General features: G+C 34.2%; 14 protein-coding genes and 1 pseudogene. 4 read left to right on the top strand and 11 right to left on the bottom strand.

Annotated elements, in window-relative coordinates; genetic code table 11:
* Positions 1 to 20 precede the first annotated feature (20 nt).
* On the top strand, positions 21 to 785 hold the full coding sequence (locus NSQ18_RS14210; protein ID WP_016838966.1) for a 3-hydroxybutyrate dehydrogenase: 765 nt from the start codon (positions 21 to 23) through the stop codon (positions 783 to 785).
* Positions 786 to 891: 106 nt separating this feature from the next.
* Here the strand turns inward: NSQ18_RS14210 and NSQ18_RS14205 are convergent, their stop codons facing one another.
* The 4 genes from NSQ18_RS14205 to NSQ18_RS14190 form a co-directional block, all read right to left on the bottom strand.
* Positions 892 to 3,090, bottom strand: a complete 2,199-nt coding sequence (locus NSQ18_RS14205) for a penicillin-binding transpeptidase domain-containing protein (protein ID WP_339288450.1) — start codon at positions 3,088 to 3,090, stop codon at positions 892 to 894.
* Between the two features lie 350 nt (positions 3,091 to 3,440).
* The gene (locus NSQ18_RS14200) at positions 3,441 to 3,860 is read right to left on the bottom strand and encodes a pyridoxamine 5'-phosphate oxidase family protein (protein ID WP_016838968.1); all 420 of its coding nucleotides are present in this window, start codon (positions 3,858 to 3,860) and stop codon (positions 3,441 to 3,443) included.
* Positions 3,861 to 3,924: 64 nt separating this feature from the next.
* Positions 3,925 to 4,809, bottom strand: coding sequence for a patatin-like phospholipase family protein (locus NSQ18_RS14195; protein ID WP_016838969.1), 885 nt, complete (start codon positions 4,807 to 4,809; stop codon positions 3,925 to 3,927).
* 159 nt (positions 4,810 to 4,968) lie between these two features.
* Positions 4,969 to 5,163: a hypothetical protein gene (locus NSQ18_RS14190; RefSeq protein WP_339288447.1), complete on the bottom strand. Its 195-nt coding sequence runs from the start codon at positions 5,161 to 5,163 to the stop codon at positions 4,969 to 4,971.
* 139 nt (positions 5,164 to 5,302) lie between these two features.
* Between NSQ18_RS14190 and NSQ18_RS14185 the strand changes: the two are divergent.
* Positions 5,303 to 5,548, top strand: a pseudogene (locus tag NSQ18_RS14185) (Lrp/AsnC ligand binding domain-containing protein); the annotation flags it as partial.
* A 165-nt stretch (positions 5,549 to 5,713) separates the two neighbouring features.
* Here NSQ18_RS14185 and NSQ18_RS14180 read toward each other — a convergent pair.
* Complete coding sequence (locus NSQ18_RS14180; protein ID WP_168412565.1) at positions 5,714 to 6,091, bottom strand: hypothetical protein; 378 nt, start codon at positions 6,089 to 6,091, stop codon at positions 5,714 to 5,716.
* An 86-nt stretch (positions 6,092 to 6,177) separates the two neighbouring features.
* Positions 6,178 to 6,411: a hypothetical protein gene (locus NSQ18_RS14175; protein WP_339288444.1), complete on the bottom strand. Its 234-nt coding sequence runs from the start codon at positions 6,409 to 6,411 to the stop codon at positions 6,178 to 6,180.
* A gap of 543 nt (positions 6,412 to 6,954) precedes the next feature.
* On the opposite strand from NSQ18_RS14175, the gene NSQ18_RS14170 reads away from it, so the two are divergent.
* Both NSQ18_RS14170 and NSQ18_RS14165 read left to right on the top strand, forming a co-directional pair.
* Complete coding sequence (locus NSQ18_RS14170) at positions 6,955 to 8,316, top strand: transposase (RefSeq protein ID WP_096550531.1); 1,362 nt, start codon at positions 6,955 to 6,957, stop codon at positions 8,314 to 8,316.
* 66 nt (positions 8,317 to 8,382) lie between these two features.
* Positions 8,383 to 8,592 (top strand): DUF6366 family protein, encoded by a 210-nt coding sequence (locus tag NSQ18_RS14165; protein WP_339289697.1) that lies wholly within the window; start codon positions 8,383 to 8,385, stop codon positions 8,590 to 8,592.
* A gap of 305 nt (positions 8,593 to 8,897) precedes the next feature.
* On the opposite strand, the gene NSQ18_RS14160 is transcribed toward NSQ18_RS14165, so the two are convergent.
* The 5 genes from NSQ18_RS14160 to NSQ18_RS14140 all read right to left on the bottom strand — a co-directional run bounded on the left by NSQ18_RS14160 (position 8,898) and on the right by NSQ18_RS14140 (position 16,209).
* Entirely contained in the window at positions 8,898 to 9,380 is a 483-nt protein-coding gene (locus NSQ18_RS14160; RefSeq protein ID WP_339288442.1) for a hypothetical protein, read from the bottom strand.
* Between the two features lie 65 nt (positions 9,381 to 9,445).
* On the bottom strand, positions 9,446 to 10,423 hold the full coding sequence (locus NSQ18_RS14155) for a restriction endonuclease (RefSeq protein ID WP_339288440.1): 978 nt from the start codon (positions 10,421 to 10,423) through the stop codon (positions 9,446 to 9,448).
* A gap of 105 nt (positions 10,424 to 10,528) precedes the next feature.
* On the bottom strand, positions 10,529 to 13,516 hold the full coding sequence (locus NSQ18_RS14150; RefSeq protein ID WP_339288438.1) for a DEAD/DEAH box helicase family protein: 2,988 nt from the start codon (positions 13,514 to 13,516) through the stop codon (positions 10,529 to 10,531).
* Positions 13,517 to 13,531: 15 nt separating this feature from the next.
* On the bottom strand, positions 13,532 to 15,442 hold the full coding sequence (locus NSQ18_RS14145) for a site-specific DNA-methyltransferase (protein ID WP_339288436.1): 1,911 nt from the start codon (positions 15,440 to 15,442) through the stop codon (positions 13,532 to 13,534).
* Positions 15,442 to 16,209: a DUF4391 domain-containing protein gene (locus tag NSQ18_RS14140; RefSeq protein WP_339288434.1), complete on the bottom strand. Its 768-nt coding sequence runs from the start codon at positions 16,207 to 16,209 to the stop codon at positions 15,442 to 15,444. The genes NSQ18_RS14145 and NSQ18_RS14140 overlap by 1 nt, the downstream gene beginning before the upstream one ends.
* Positions 16,210 to 16,218: the final 9 nt, after the last annotated feature.

Below are 16,218 nucleotides of genomic sequence, written 5' to 3'. Positions count from 1 at the left end.
ATAATGTTGGAGGTCCAAACATGAAAGGAAAAACACTTTTTGTTACAGGAAGTGCACAGGGAATTGGATTTGAAATCGCAAAAAACTTTGCTGAAGCGGGTGCAAATGTCGTCATTTCGGATATTCATCAAGAAAAATTAGACCAAGCATTAAAGGAATTACCTGATAATGTTTCAAGTGTTGTCTGTGATGTAACGAGCGAAGAACAAATTAAACAGGCAATTGATTTCACTGTTGAAAAATACGGTTCGATTGACATTTTAATAAACAATGCAGGCATACAACATGTAGCGTTCATTGAAGATTTCCCTACTGAAAAATTTGAATTAATGATTAAAATTATGTTGACTGCTCCATTTATTACGATGAAATATGCGATTCCACATATGAAAAAGAATCAATTCGGCAGAATCATCAATATCGCTTCGATCAATGGTTTAATTGGATTTGCTGGAAAGTCAGCATACAATTCTGCAAAACACGGTGTAATTGGTCTAACAAAAGTAGCCGCATTAGAAACAGCACCGCATCAAATAACTGTGAACGCGATATGTCCAGGCTATGTAGATACAGCTTTAGTTCGAGGACAATTTGAAGATTTGGCGAAAACTCGCAATATAGCAGTTGAAAATGTGTTAGAAGAAGTCCTTTACCCTTTAGTTCCTCAAAAGCGGCTAATTTCGGTAGATGAGATTGCTTCCTTAGCGCTTTTCTTAGCTAGCGATGCCGCTAAAGGAATTACAGGGCAAGCAGTTGTGTTAGATGGAGGTTATACCGCTCAATAAGCGAATGTTCAACATTTACTTAGATTGAAATAGTAATTAACATAATTTAAAGCAACATCTTCTCTTGGGAGAAAATGTTGCTTTTTGAATTGTTGTTTGAAATTTATTATTCATTTACAACTTGTTCTTCTGTATCCTCATCAATTTTTTCATTCGTAGTTGGAGGTAAAATTTCTTTCTTCACAGTTTCGTCAGTGATTTTACTACTTGCATATTTCTTTTTCAATTCGAAGTATACATCCAATACTTCTCGGGCAATTTGATTGTTATGTGAAATATATTGGCTAAAGTTTGTTGTCACCCAAGGAATCACCACAGCATAAGCAACCTCAGGGTTTTCAAACGGAGCGAAGCCAACATGAGATACTGTTTCAGTTAATGTGCCAAATTTTTCTCGAATCGGGCCATAGTAAACTACTTCCGCAGTACCTGTTTTCCCTGCTGCTGTAAACGGTGCATTTGCAAATTGAGCGCGGGCAGTACCTTGGCTGCCAATATATACTCTGCGAAGCCCTTGTTTTACATGATTAATTTCTTCTTCAGTATTTGAGATTCTATTCAAAATTTTCGGTTGGACTTCTTCAATTAACGGCCCTAAAGTTTTTCCATCTTTAGATGGTTCACGAATTTCTTTTAATAGTCTTGGCTGCACTCGATATCCACCGTTTGCTACCGTTGAAATATATTGCACCAATTGCATCGGTGTATACGTATCGAATTGTCCGATTGCTAAGTCTAGAATTTTACCAGGAGTATCCATTTTTCCTTGGAATCCTGCAAATTCATTCGGTAAATCAATTCCTGTATTGACACCTAAACCAAATTCAGCATAACCATTTCTCATTTTTTTCAAAACATCTTCTTTTAATTGTAGCCCCATATTATAGCGATAGTTTACTCCACCAATTTTCATAGCAATTTGGAACATATAGGAGTTTGAAGAACGCTCTAACGCTGTTAAATCATTCATTGCAATGCGGCCACCTCTGTTGAAGATGGAACTTTTCGATTTTGTACCTGCAAGCTTAATTGGTTGGTCAATTAAAACTGTACCAGGCTTTATAACGCCTTCTTTATATCCCATTAATATAGTAGCCGCTTTCACCGTTGAACCGGCTTCATAAGCTGTCGTAAATGTTCCGTAAGAATAATCAATCACATATGGTTTTCCCGTTTCTGGATCCTTTTCTATTTTCTTTCCAACCATCGCCAGTATTTCACCAGTATTCGGATTCATCATCACAAAAAAGGCACGATCCAATAAGGACGAACCACCCATCGATTTTAATTGCAGCAATTTCTCTTCAACAATTTTTTCAGCAGCTGCTTGCAATTCAATATCGATCGTCGTTACCAAATCATTCCCAGGTTTCCCTTCAAAGGTCGTAATCATATCGATGACTTCGCCTTTTTTGTTCGTAATATTTTTCACAACAGATTTATGGCCTTGAAGTAATTCTTCATATTGCGATTCAAAATAACTTTCTCCAACCCGATCATTTCGAGAATAACCACGGGCTAAATAATAATTTAATTCAGACTTTGGAATCCCCTTACTAGGGACTGTTGTTCTACCTAATACCGATAAGGAACTTAACTTCACCCTTTTCCAATCGGTCGTCGTATTGACACCTGGCAATTCATATAATCGTTCAGAAACACGTGCAAACTCTTCATCGGATACATTTTCACTTTTAATAATTTGTGGAGACAAATAATATCCAGAAGACATTTCACGATAAATTGCTAACACTTCCAAATCAAAAGGCGTTAGCTCCGCCAATTCTTCTTCGGTAATTCGATCTCTCACTAATTGGTCGATTTCTGCTTGAGCCTTTTTCTCATCTTCATGTTTTTCCTTTATTTTTTTCTCTTCTGCTTTCGAAACTTTCGCATAGGCTTTTTCTGTATTTTTTAAAATCCAAAAGTCTTGCTTATCACGAAGCGTTACTCGTTTCGTTGGTTGTTCAATTAGCATAGCCAATTTTTCAGCGACTTCTAACATTTCTTCTTGAGACGTTGATTGAAACTTTGTATATGTAATGGCGTTTTGCGGATCGTTATCTACGAGAATTCTTCCATATCGATCATAAATTCTTCCACGGGGAACACTCGTATTGACCGCTACTTCTTCCGTTCTTTCTATTGCCCGAACATATTCTTCTCCTTTTACGATTTGTAAATAACCTAAGCGAAAAATGAGCATGGAGAACAAAACAAAAATCGAAATAAACAGGACGTTCATTCGAAATGAAAGACTGGTACGAGAGTTTCCTTTATTGTTTGTTTTCTTTACATTTCGCATATGTCCCCCCCTTTCAAAAAAACCCATACATGCTCTTTAGTATATCATTTTAAAGTTTGAGAAAAAAGGAGATTCCCTTCTTGATTTGTAACGGTTCTTTTTATTTTTAGGTTTCCTTTTTTAACATAAAGATATTACTTGGATTTTTCAAATTAAACATTCTTCGATGATTAGTTTAATAAAAATTAAAAAACATCAATAAATAAACGTTGATCAACTTTTTCTATAAAATAGAAAACGACTCAAGCTTCCTACATTATGAAGCCTAAGCCGTCAAACATTTTTATGTTGTTAACTTAGTAAATATTATTTTTTCAAATTGATAGGACTATCAGCAATCGTTCTATCAATTAAAATTGAATAATTTTCGGATCTTTTCCTTTCGAATTCATGATGCGAATTTGAGAAGGAACGATTTTTAAAACTACCATATTCGGATCATCTGGACCATCGAACCAAAATCTTAATACTTTGTTCCACACTTTTTCTTTCATTCCTTCATCGGATGAAACTTCCGCTTTTCCTTCTATTTCTAAATAGGCATCGCCAAATCCTTTCCCATCATAACCAATTAAAATATGTGTGTATGGATTTTTCGAAAGTTCTTCAACTTTATGGGTATTTTTGCTCGTAACCGTATACAAAGTGAAATTATCGTTATAAAACGTCATATAGCGAGTGTGAGGTTTATCTCCTTCAATGGTAGCCATTGTTCCAATTAACTGATTATTTAATATTTTTTCAGCAATTTCTTTATCTGTTTTTGGCATTGCAACCACTCCATTTGACCTTTTTAATTTTAGTATTTCATAAATTCCTAAAAATATGTGATTGTTAAATAACGGGTCGCCAATTTTTTAGAAATTCTTCAGTTCTTGCCCTTCCCAATTGAATTAATTGCTCTTTTGCATCATCATCTAAATCAAATTGTGTAGCACTATATTGTTCAACAGGAATGAAGATAATATTTTTTTCGTGTCTTCTTGAGATATATCGATTATCGTGGGCATTCATCATCGCCTTAAATAATGCTTCAAATAAATTTAACCCATTATCAATTATCTGTGGTGGAATTTCTCCTTCTGGTCTGCTGAGTTTTAATCCTAATAATGGCCTTTTCCTTTTACCGTTATCATAAATCCATAATGGAAAATTGCTTAATACCCCACCGTCAACGAATACGGAATCTCCTTTTCCATTACTTAACATGACCGGCTCAAAGAAAAAAGGAATACCACAGCTCATTCTCAACGCTTTTGCGACAGAAAAATCTCTCCAGTCCTTTCCATATAAATGCAAGTCATCAGGTATGACAATTATGCGACCATTCGTTAAATCGGAGGTGACAACTTTCAATGAATCCTTTGGTAAATCCCCAAATGTATACACATCTTTTTCTGCTAGTTTTTTGTACAACCATCTTTCTAGCGCTTTTCCTTTGTACAATCCTAATCGAAAATATAAATTCAGCCATTTTATAAAAGGAAGAGTTTTTGAAAATTTGGGTGGATCAAGAAGCGATTTTGTATCTAATTCTTCTAATGCCTTTTCAATCTCTTTTACGGTAAACCCTGCCGCGATAAATGCAGCTACGATTGAACCAGCACTCGTTCCTGCGACTCTTTTAAAGATAAAACCCTTCTCACTCAAAACTTGATAGGCACCAACAAACGCAAAAGCTTTTATTCCACCACCTGAAAAAACACCATCAATTTCCATTTTCTCTCTCCCTTATTTTTCATTGGTATACTTTAAGAAAAAATAAGGGATTTTAGAACTATTTATCGAAAATAATCGAATCAATAAGAAAAAATTCGCAAGTTCCATAACAGTGTAGACTGTTTATTCGGAATGCTTGCGAATTTTTGGTAATATTGATTACTCATTTAAGATAGAAGGATTTTGCTTACTAGAGGGTTTACGTTTATTTTTATTTTCATTTTGATTTTCTTTTTTTGCTTTTTCATTTTGACCTATCACATCTAAATCATCGGGACTTAAATCATATCCATATCCATACTCTTCCCGATCTAATTGATTTCTTTTCTTCTTTGACAATGTAGTCACCTCCATTGGACTTAATTTGTCACAAACCCATTATTTTATACTGAAATATGAATCACTAATAATTACATCATTGAAATAGTAAAAAAAGACGAACCCAAATGATTCGCCTCTTACTTTAAATTCTCTTCTTATCCAGATCTCTTCTATCCAATGTATAGTAGAAGCAACCGTTAAAAACGGAGATTATAAATCCTTTAAAAATTTTATAGAAGGTCTGCCAAATGTGGAGTTTTGTTACCGTATATCAGGAAAAGCATGCTTTATGCTTAAACTGCAATTTGAAAGCTTTTCCAAGGTAGAAGAGTTTATCAATGATGTAAGTCCATACGCAACTAACGTCAACCATTTCATTTTTTCCAAGGTTCAAACAATGATGAAATTTCGTGAATGAAAATTAATCTACTCGACTTTCTTTACTGTATACGGGGCATTCCAAACAAAATATCATGTTTTAGCTAGCTCTTTTTTAGAAGAGCATAACCACCAATATTTCTCAATAAAATCTTGTTCATATAATAAGTTTCTGTACACAGCATCTTTAGAACTATAAAATTTGTTATTTGTTTAGTTGAGACTGTTTAACAGCATCGTCCATCTTTTTGTTATATTTATCTTGATTCTTTAAAAACTCCTTCATTGTTACTGTTTCAATTTCTTCACCAGTTACTCCATTTTTTAAATGAACTTTAACTTTTTCAGCTTTTGGTGAATCTACAGTAATTAATTCTATATCCCCTTCTTTTATCACAGGTGTTCCTATTTCTGGTGAAAGTTCTACGTTGTTATTGAAAGGTTTTCCATTTCTAAATTCCTCTACTTTAAATGATAAAGGTGAATCTGCAGAAACTGTTTTATTAAATAAGGTTTCTTTTGTCATACCAACTGTAAAACCTAAAATAACAGAAAATAAACCTAAAAATATTATTTTTTTCATTTTGAACCTCCCACTTTCAGAATATATTAAGTTAATTATTTAGAAACATACATGGAATTGCCTTTTACTCTAGTAATAGGACTTGCTCATCCAAGCGTAAAATCTACGGAAGGTCCAGCCATACTATGTCGAGTTACACCATCCATATCTGTAAAATTAAAATAAGTATTGCTACTTAAAGTAAATTGATATCCTGTTAAACCGAAATCTGAAGCCGGAACAGTTGCTTCTGCCATAATCCATCTTAATCCATCTGAAGTTGATGTAATAGTTCTCCATAGGTGTACCGTGACAAGTTGAACAAGGTTCTTCAAATCCACCTAGAGTCATTTTTTTAGGATCGTACATTAATTGAGTTCCAACCATATCCTTTTTTGAGCTATTATGTCCAACCCAATAACGTGCTGTTATTTTTCCAGATGTAGCTTTTTTTGTAACATTAATTGCATAATAAGTACCACCTCGATTTACATAAGGAATAGAATACATTCCAGTAGAATCGTTATAGGTAGGTTCAACATCATATCTTGTTGCAGCTCCACCAACTTTTAACCCTGCATTGTAAAAAACAACAAAAAGTGTGCATAAGATTAAAACCAAACCGATTCTTCCTATAATTAGAAAAGCTATCAATATTTATTTAAATTGGAATAATATTCGAAATAAATCTCAATCTATTATAAAATAATTTACTCAACTTTCGCAGAGTAATATCTTATTGCAACTCTTGATATGACTGTTTTATATCGTCTTTCATTATTTCTCTTGTTTTTTATTGATTTTATTTTTTTAAAAGAAAAAGACACCTATCTTTTGGTAAAATTATGGTGATCAAACCAAATACCAAAGAAGGTGTCATCATTATGATAACGAAAAAAGATACTTTTGCACAACTACCAAAAGAACTTGAACGAAGATTTTCTGAATTAAATATAGGCAAACATTTGAGAAAAGCGAGAATTACTAAGGGATTTGGTTATTCATGCTTATCTATTTTCCGTCTTATTTTTTTGCTTGTTTTCCAATATAAAAATTGGTTTCAAGCACTTCAAAGTAAGAAAGCCGTGGACTTACCTAAAAAAGATACAATCTACCGTTTTCTAAATTCATCTACTTATGCTTGGCGAACTTTTTTACTTTCCTTATGTCAAGATCTTACTGGACGTATAAAAAAGCTTACATCAAACAACAGAGTGAAGGTGTTTATTGTTGATGATTCACTCTTTTCACGCAACCGAAGCAAGTCTGTTGAACTTCTTTCACGAGTATTTGATCATACAGAGAAACGATTCTATAAGGGGTTTCAGTTGCTTACTCTTGGTTGGTCTGATGGATATTCTTTTCTACCTGTAGACTTTGCTTTATTGAGTTCAGCGAAAAAGGAAAATCAACTTAACGGGGTCGATGAATCCATTGATAAACGCACTTCCGGCTACAAGCGTCGTCTTGAAGCACAACAAGATAAGCCAAGCGTTGTCTCTGCTTTATTGGATCATGCCTTAAATGCAGGAATTACAGCTGATTATGTGTTAATGGATACTTGGTTTACGCATGAGCCTTTGATTGAAAAAATCACGGATAAAGGTTTATTTGTCATTGGTATGGTCAAGCAGCTAAAACAACGTTATTTCATAGATGGTGAAGCCCATACTCTGGATGAACTCTTTAAAAAAGCAAAGCGTACCATGGAAAAGAAAGACCTACTCGGTTCGATCCATGTTCATCTTGCAAAAGGACGACAAGTCAAGATTGTATTCGTGCGTAACCGCAATAAAAAGAGTGAATGGTTAGCCATTTTGAGTACAGATACCACACTTTCAGATGAAGAAATTGTGCGTATTTACGGGATGCGCTGGGACATCGAAACATTTTTCAAGTGTACCAAATCATTGCTTAACCTAGCAAAAGAATTTCAAGGTCGTTCGTATGATCTGTTGATTAGTCATACAACGATTGTGTTTACTCGCTTTATACTCTTAGAGTGGGAGCGTAGACAAAACAACGATCCTAAAACGATTGGAAATCTCTTTTTTCTATTATGTGAAGATGTAAAAGATATGAATCTAGAGAGTGCATTGAATCAATTATTAGCGATCTTCCAAACATTAGCAGAAGCTAATGTTTGTTTGAACATGGAATTATTTAAAAGTAAAGTACAAGAATGGATTGCGTCTTTACCCAATTACATCAAGGGATGTCTGACAATATCTGTGTGCGAAAGTTGAGTAATTTATAATTTATTAAGCTTTAAATTTGGATAATTTAGATAGATAAAGGAGGTTGATTTTTTGATGAAACATGGGGAATCTCCCAAAGAGAGAAGAGAAAGAATGAGATTTGAAGAAATTAAAAAAAATCCAACAGGTACACTAAATGATGGGTTTAATCGAACTGAAAATGGGAGTTTGGGAAATTTAGGAGAAGGTATAGGATGGAAAGGTATAGGAATATTAATTTTAGTACTATTTATTGGTTTTGTGATATACCAACTTTTATTTTAATGAATTGAAACATACTAAAAATGAGTAGTACAAACCAAGGCTGAACTGCTCCCTGTCAAAACCAATATAGAATTTCCGTTAATTTCTCGAAATGTCCGCAACCCTACTTGTATCAGGGGTTGTGGGCGTTTTGATATTCAATAAATATCCTGGTGTAATCGTCAATTATTTTAAGTATGTGACCAGTTTGGTGACCAATTTTCATTCGGTTAACTCATTGTATTGATAAAGGGCAGTTCTAATGAATGGACAAACTATTTGGCAAGAACATATGAGCCAAAAATTATCTACTAAACATTAATCATTTACTGATGTGATTTTACGCCTTTAAGTAAAGAGATTATTTGTTTCATTTTGCCTTCCAATTTATAGACATCTTCTTTTGCCCTATCAATTAAACCTTCATGCTTTTCAAGCGCTTTCTGGCGATTATATTCCAACAGAGAATCTGTATCTTCCATATGTATAAAATCGTCATCGATTTCTGTACTCTCTCTATCGAAATCAAATTTTGCAAGCTCATACACATTACTATTATACGAAGTAAGATCGATTATATCTTCACATAAATTCCCAATACGTTCTTTATCAAATCGAGCACTCTCATGATGGACTTTCATTACACTATCTTGCAAGTCATGAGCAATGGAGATTATATTTTCTACCGTTTCCAGTGATAAGGATCTGTTTGCTGGTTTAAATAAACTATTGTGGAATCTCTCGCTTTCTTTTTCTAATTGCACTAGGTAATGCTTTAGGCTCATTTTTATAATCATCCCTTCTTTCATAATTTAGTAGATGATATGATAGAAGGGATTCTATTATGATACCGAACCTCATTTTCTTATGTTAATTATTCCGGAACATACACTTTTTGCAATGGTAACAATGCTCTTTTATCTGAAGGTATTTTTTCGTACCATTCAACAATTAGTCTTACTAATTCTTCAAGATCAACCAGGCGGACTGAATTGTGTTTGGCTACCGCTTCAGCTTGAGAAGTAAACCCACCTGTTGATACGAATAAACAATTCGCATCGATAGGGTTAGCACCAAGTAATTGTTGTACTTCTGGTGCAGAAGCTGCACTTTTTCGATGTTTCACTTGGACTTTAACAATCGGCTTTTCAAATCCAAATGCATCTTTAAAGGCAAGGATATCCACTCCACCGTCTGGCCCTTTTGGACTTATACGAACGTTGTAGTTCATTGCTTCTAATAAACCACCTACTAAATCTTGCAATTCCCAAGGGTCTAATATGTCTACCTTATCTTCGATCATGACAAGAGCTTTTCCAACTAAATCTTCCTTTACTTCATCTTCATCAGCCTCATCTATATCTGGCTCCCAAAATGGATGTTCAATAAATTGTTCTATTTCGTCCCCCCATTGATCGACACGGAACACAGTTAATACAGACCCTAAACTATTTTTCGCTGCTTGGGAGAGCAAATCGCGACTTACAGTGATTTCTTCCCACTCAACTCGAATATGGTTTGGATAATTTGGATTACCAATAGAATTATCAAAAAAATGCGTTTCTGTGACAGTACCTACTAGGTATTCTCTTAATTCCTTAGAATAAGTAATAACTCGATCGCCTTTTTTAATCTCAGTACTAAATCTCCAAACTTGACTAACCCAACTTCTTCTAGTACTTGGTTTGTGTTCTTGATATACTTCATTTGCTTTTTTTAACATATCTTCTTTGGTTCGATAATGCTTTGGATTACCTAATTGAGGCCATCCTATCGATGCGATCCCCTCTTCTTTCCAAACAGGAATTAACTCATTAAAATCTCCTGCCCGAATCATCCACCACTGTTGCATAACATTTCCTCCTAAAAAATGCCCCAGCACACGTTCAATTAAAGACATGTTGCCAGGGCAATGATGTTGAATTATAAAAAAGTTTAAATATTATTTTGTAGAAGCTTAAATACTTTCTTTTAGCATATCGTAGCTATCTGCTAGTTTATATTCAACTTCCGTTTGTAGTGCTTCAAAATGTTTACGTCCACATTGAATCTTTCCATCTTCCTTTAAGCGAAGATCTTCTTGGTCAGTACTACCTTTTGTTTCGACAACAAAGTATAATTTCTCGACACCCTCTTTTTCCATTAAGATTGCCCAGTCTGGGTTGTAGTTACCAAGAGGAGTATCGATAACAAATGAAGATGGAAGTTTGACAAACAGCTTTACATCCTCATCATTATTTAATTTTTCAGCAAAAGCTCTTTCTGTATTTGAATCATAGCGAATGTAGTCATATACCGATTTATTTTTTGATACTTCTACTGCGTTCGCTTTCATATAGCCAACAAGTTCTTTATTTTCAAACAAAGATTGTTGGTAATAATGATGATCTCCGATACGTTCGTATTTGATGCCATCAACGATAAGCTTTTTCTTTTCGCGATTAATGACCTTCATCACAGCTTCCATAAATGCCTGTGGATTTTTCTCGAATTCATTTAAGCGTTCAGAACCGATTAAAATCTCAACCAATGTACGGCGCTTTAAATGGGTTTGTTCTTGTAGGTAACGTAAGATGTCTGGTAGACGACGTTTCTCTTCCAACGCCTCGTACACTCTCATTGTTTGACCTTCACCCGATACACCAGAATGTTCTACTTTTAATATGGCATTTTCACGTTTAATCTTTCGTGCTTTGAAAGGCTCTAGTTTCTTTATTTCTTCAATACAACGTTTTTTAAGGGTTTCAACGTCAAGATCTACGGAATAGGTCGTTTTGTATTTGATTTGATCCCACAATTGTTTGAAATCATCACCCAATAATACTTCTTTATTCAGCTTGATGGTGACCTCATCCTTTTTGTTGAAAACAGGTAACTTTTTGATGGAACGTCTAATTATGTTTTCAATATCCTCTTTTATTTCTTCAAATTCAGCTGGTACTTCGAATGTCTCTTTTACTAATGCTTCTTTAAGTGTATCCTTTACTTTTCCTTGCTTCGTTACATAATTTTCTTTTAATAAGTAGGCAAATATTTGAGCTGATTGATCGTATCCAATTGCACTTTCTTGACCTGTTTCTTCATCAACTTTTGTAATCGTCGCAAAAGAGTGCTCTTCAAGGTACCCAAATTTAACGCCTGTTTCTTCTTCCATTTCTTTCTGTAACGTCTCAGCAAACTCTTGATACGATTCATTTGCGATTACGGTTAAGATATTTACGTCTTCATCGTATTGGCGTTTACCTTCTTGGTTGACGGCAAGACGTAATCCACGCCCAATTTTTTGTCTCTTCGTAAATGTATCCTTTGTTTCAACAAGTGTACATATTTGAAAGACATTTGGGTTGTCCCATCCTTCTTTTAAAGCCGAGTGGGAGAAAATAAATCGTAAAGGTGTATCAAAGCTTAATAATTTTTCTTTCTCTTTCATAATTAACTCAAATGTTGATTCATCGTCTTTATTCGAACGTAACGATCCATCTTTATTCATTCGGCTATCTTTAAATTGACCTTTCTTATCTTGAGAAAAATACCCGTTGTGCACTTCTTCGGCATTTCTGTTTACGATATATTGATCTTCTTTCCAAAGTGATTGATATTTTGGTAAATTAATAAGTTTTTCGTACTCTTCTTCAAACATCTTGGCGTATTTTCCTTTTTGCCATGGCTGGCCTTTTGGATAAATGCGGTAGTTTTCAACTTTGTCAATAAAGAAGAGCGTTAAAACTTTGATTCCTTTATGAACGAGACGCAGCTCTTTATCTAAATGTGTACGAATCGCTTCACGAATCTGGTATCTTTTTAATAAATCATCGTCCATTCCACCAATCACTTCACCTAATCGCAACACTTTACCGTTTGTAAACTCTACCGATTCATTTCCTGGATAGCAGTCAATCCCTTCTACCACATATCCTTTATATAGATCCCGTTCACCGGATAAAAGGTATAAATCATTTTTCGTGTTTGGATTAATTTCCTTTTTCACACGTTTAACAGTTCCGTTTTTCTTTTTCTCGTCAATTTCAACTGTTGCTTTGTAACCATTTTTATTCGATACGCTAATGAGTTTGATATACGGATCGTTATAATCTTCATCCGAGTTTACCGATAGAACCTCAATTTTTTTTACTAACTTCTTCTCATAGGCATCAACCGGGTCAAGCTTATACATTAAATTATATGTTTCGCGATGCGTAGCCGAATAGCGCAATTTACACAATGGGTTTAAGGATGCAATTGCTTCTTTTGCCTTATCCGTATTATCGACACTTTGTGGTTCATCGATAATAACGATTGGATTTGTTTCTTGAATAAACTGAATTGGACGTTTCCCGTTCATTGAATCACGTTCACGGTGAATTAAGTTTGCTTTATTCTCTTTCTCTGGATCATCAAAGCTCTTTTTAAATGCATCGATATTAATAATCATCACTTCAATATTCGTACTTGTAGCAAATTCACGAACTTGTTCTAGTTTGGAAGAATCATATTTAAAATAATGGCAATGTTGTCCTGGATAGAGTTCAGCAAAATGCTCTTCTGTCATTTGGAAGGATTTATAAACCCCTTCACGAATCGCAACACTCGGAACAACGATAATAAACTTTGAAAAGCCGTACAGCTTATTTAACTCAAATATCGTTCTCGTATATACATATGTTTTTCCGGTACCTGTTTCCATTTCAACCGTAAAGTTTCGATCTTGAATATCGGTACTTTTTTTCAAATGATTACGAACTTGGATCTTTTGAACATTCTCAAGTAACTCCGCATCGGATAATTCTAATTTGTTTCCAATTCCAAGCTCAGTTAATTCTTGTCCAACAATATTGCCCATACTAACCGTGAAATTCGACACTTTTACAGGTTGCCCTTCAAAGATATCCGTAATGGATTTAATGGCGTCGAGCTGATATTGTTGTTCATCAAACTTAATCTTCATGACTCCATCTCCTCCTTAAATGACACGGATATCTTCAACGCCATAACGTTTTAAAATTTGTTGCGCATTAATTCGAACGGTATCATCTTTAAAACCTTCATCATAAAATACTACTCGTGCTGGTTTTTGTTTAGCAATTTCTTCAATATGCTCAAGGGTTAAATCACGTTCTAAACATATAAGTAAATAACCCATTCCGACTGAATAAACAACTTTGTCCGCTACTTTTGTTTCTTCGATTGGAACCGTTAAATCTATTCCATATTTAAGAAGAATTTCATAAACAACATCTTCTTGTGTACGTCCTTCTTTCACCGGATCAATTAAATCTAGTAAATTTCTTTCTACATCTCCTGTATTCTCATCCCAAACTTTTAAGTTCGTATCATCAAGCTTGAACACCTTAAAACCAATATCAATTTCAGAGATAAATTTTTCTTTCTTACTTTCATCAATTATGCTCTTTCCAGCTAACCTAATTCGTTGCTTACTTATTTCACTTATATTTAAAGGCTTATTTATTTTATTTAAATAATCTGCAGCAACTTTTTGATCAGCATCCTCTAAATCTAACTCTTCTGGTAATTGAACAATAATAAACCTTATATCGTTACCATCTGACTCTCTATTAAGTTCAAACACTGCATGTGCAGTAGTAGCAGAACCTCCATAAAAATCTAAAACTATTCCTTCTTTTTCAGCACCTATACCAATTCTTATAAAGTCTTTTATTAATTCTAATGGTTTCGGATTGCTAAAAACCTTCTCACCAAATAACGACTTAATTTGATTAGTACCATTCCCACTACTATATTCTGGTTTATAAAAAAGTGATTTAGGCTTTTGGGAAGGGGTATCTCCTTGTTGAGGTCTGGTTTTTTTGTAAATAGAATATTCATCCCCATTTTTTGTAACAATAATATTATGTGGTTCATTTATGAATTTTTCTTTACTCCAACGCCAAGACATTTCTTTATTATCTGTAATTGGAAATACTTCAACATCTGTTTTAGATTTTCTCTGTAAACTTAAATTTAAATTTTCATCAATATAAACTGGGAAAAATAAATTCGGTCTCTTATGTCGAGGAGCATTAACTCCTGTTGCTTTTAAATTTGCTCCTTTTTTATAGTATCCAAATTCATCCTTTTGCCACTCTTTCATTCCTTCCTGGTCAACTGGTAGAAATCCTAGTATTGTTGATTCTTTTCTTTTTGTATAAACAAGAGTATATTCATGTGTTCCAGCAAATCCATATTGATCATTATTCCCTTTCAAGTTCATTACAGTTGGCAACTGTCCAACAAAGTTACTTTCTCCAAATATTTCATCACAAACTTTCCTTAAATTTGCTACTTCATTATCATCTATACTGATAAAGATAACACCATCTTCCCTTAATAAATTCCTCGCTATTTTTAACCTTGGATACATCATATTTAACCAATCTGTATGAAACCTACCATTTGTTTCAGGATTTGACTTCATATTTTCTCTTAATCTTTCTTTGTAACTTTTGATATTATCATGAAAGTCGTCTTTGTAAACGAAATCTTTCCCTGTATTGTACGGTGGGTCAATGTAAATCATTTTCACCTTATTGCGATAGGAGTTTTGCAGTACACGGAGTACTTCAAGGTTATCTCCTTCGATATACAGGTTTTTTGTTTTATCCCAGTTCACACTTTCTTCTTTACATGGGCGAAGGGTACCTGTTGTTTGTTTTTGCGCAAGTTGAATCGCTTTTGTTTTTCCATTCCATGTAAACTCGTAGCGCTCTTTTTCTTTTTCGACATGCTCGCCGAGTGTGAGCATGAGTTTTTCGAAATCAATTTTGTTTTCTGTAAATACTTCTGGGAAAAGCTGTTTAAGTTTTTCAATGTTGTCTTGTACAACATTAAACGTCTTTCCATCTAATTTTTGCATCAGTTACACAACTCCTTTAATTCACTTAAAAGTGATTCGATATTCGATTCCATTTGTTTCATTTCCATATGAAGTTCCATCTTAGTTCCAAAATCTAATACCTTCGTTTGTTTTTGCTTTAGCTCCTCTAATTGAGACTTTTTCATGTTAACTTCATTGACTCTCGAAATGATTTGATCACGCTTTTCACTTTCTGTTGGATAACAGTCAATCCACTCGATAATAGGGGTACACCTTATCCACTTATTCAAATCATCATAAAATTTAAAGAGATCAACAAACGATTGATTTGAGCACTTTAAGGCGTTAAGCAATCTTTCGTAGGAATTGTTGGTACTTTTTGGATCAAACCACTCTGTCAGTAGTGGCTCATCCATCACAACTTTCGTTGGATCATTTTTATTCAACCGCTTATGACAGGTGCTCAGCAACCACTCTTGTTCATGGGACTCCGTAATCAGAACAACAGGATTGGGAATCGATTTATGAATCGCTTGAATAATACGTGTAACATGTTCATTCGTACGCAATTGTACATAAATCCATACCACTTCGGCATAGTGATGTTCCTCTGACTGATATGGAGCGATATTCATGCTTTGTTGATTCATTACACTCAGTAAGTATATGGCTTCTATTTGAGAAGTAAATAGCTCCTTCTCCTTTTTCGATAAGTCCCCTTGAGAAAAGAATGTTTTTTTTGGAACTTTTCGGTTTAAAACCGTTCTTTGTGGTATCTCAAACTGCTCTATAGCCCAATCTCGCAACCTTCTCAC

The organism is Ureibacillus sp. FSL K6-0786, from assembly GCF_037965165.1.
Lineage (GTDB): Bacteria > Bacillota > Bacilli > Bacillales_A > Planococcaceae > Ureibacillus > Ureibacillus thermosphaericus.
Note: the sequence above shows the minus strand (reverse complement) of the source record. Positions and strands in the feature narration are given on the sequence as shown.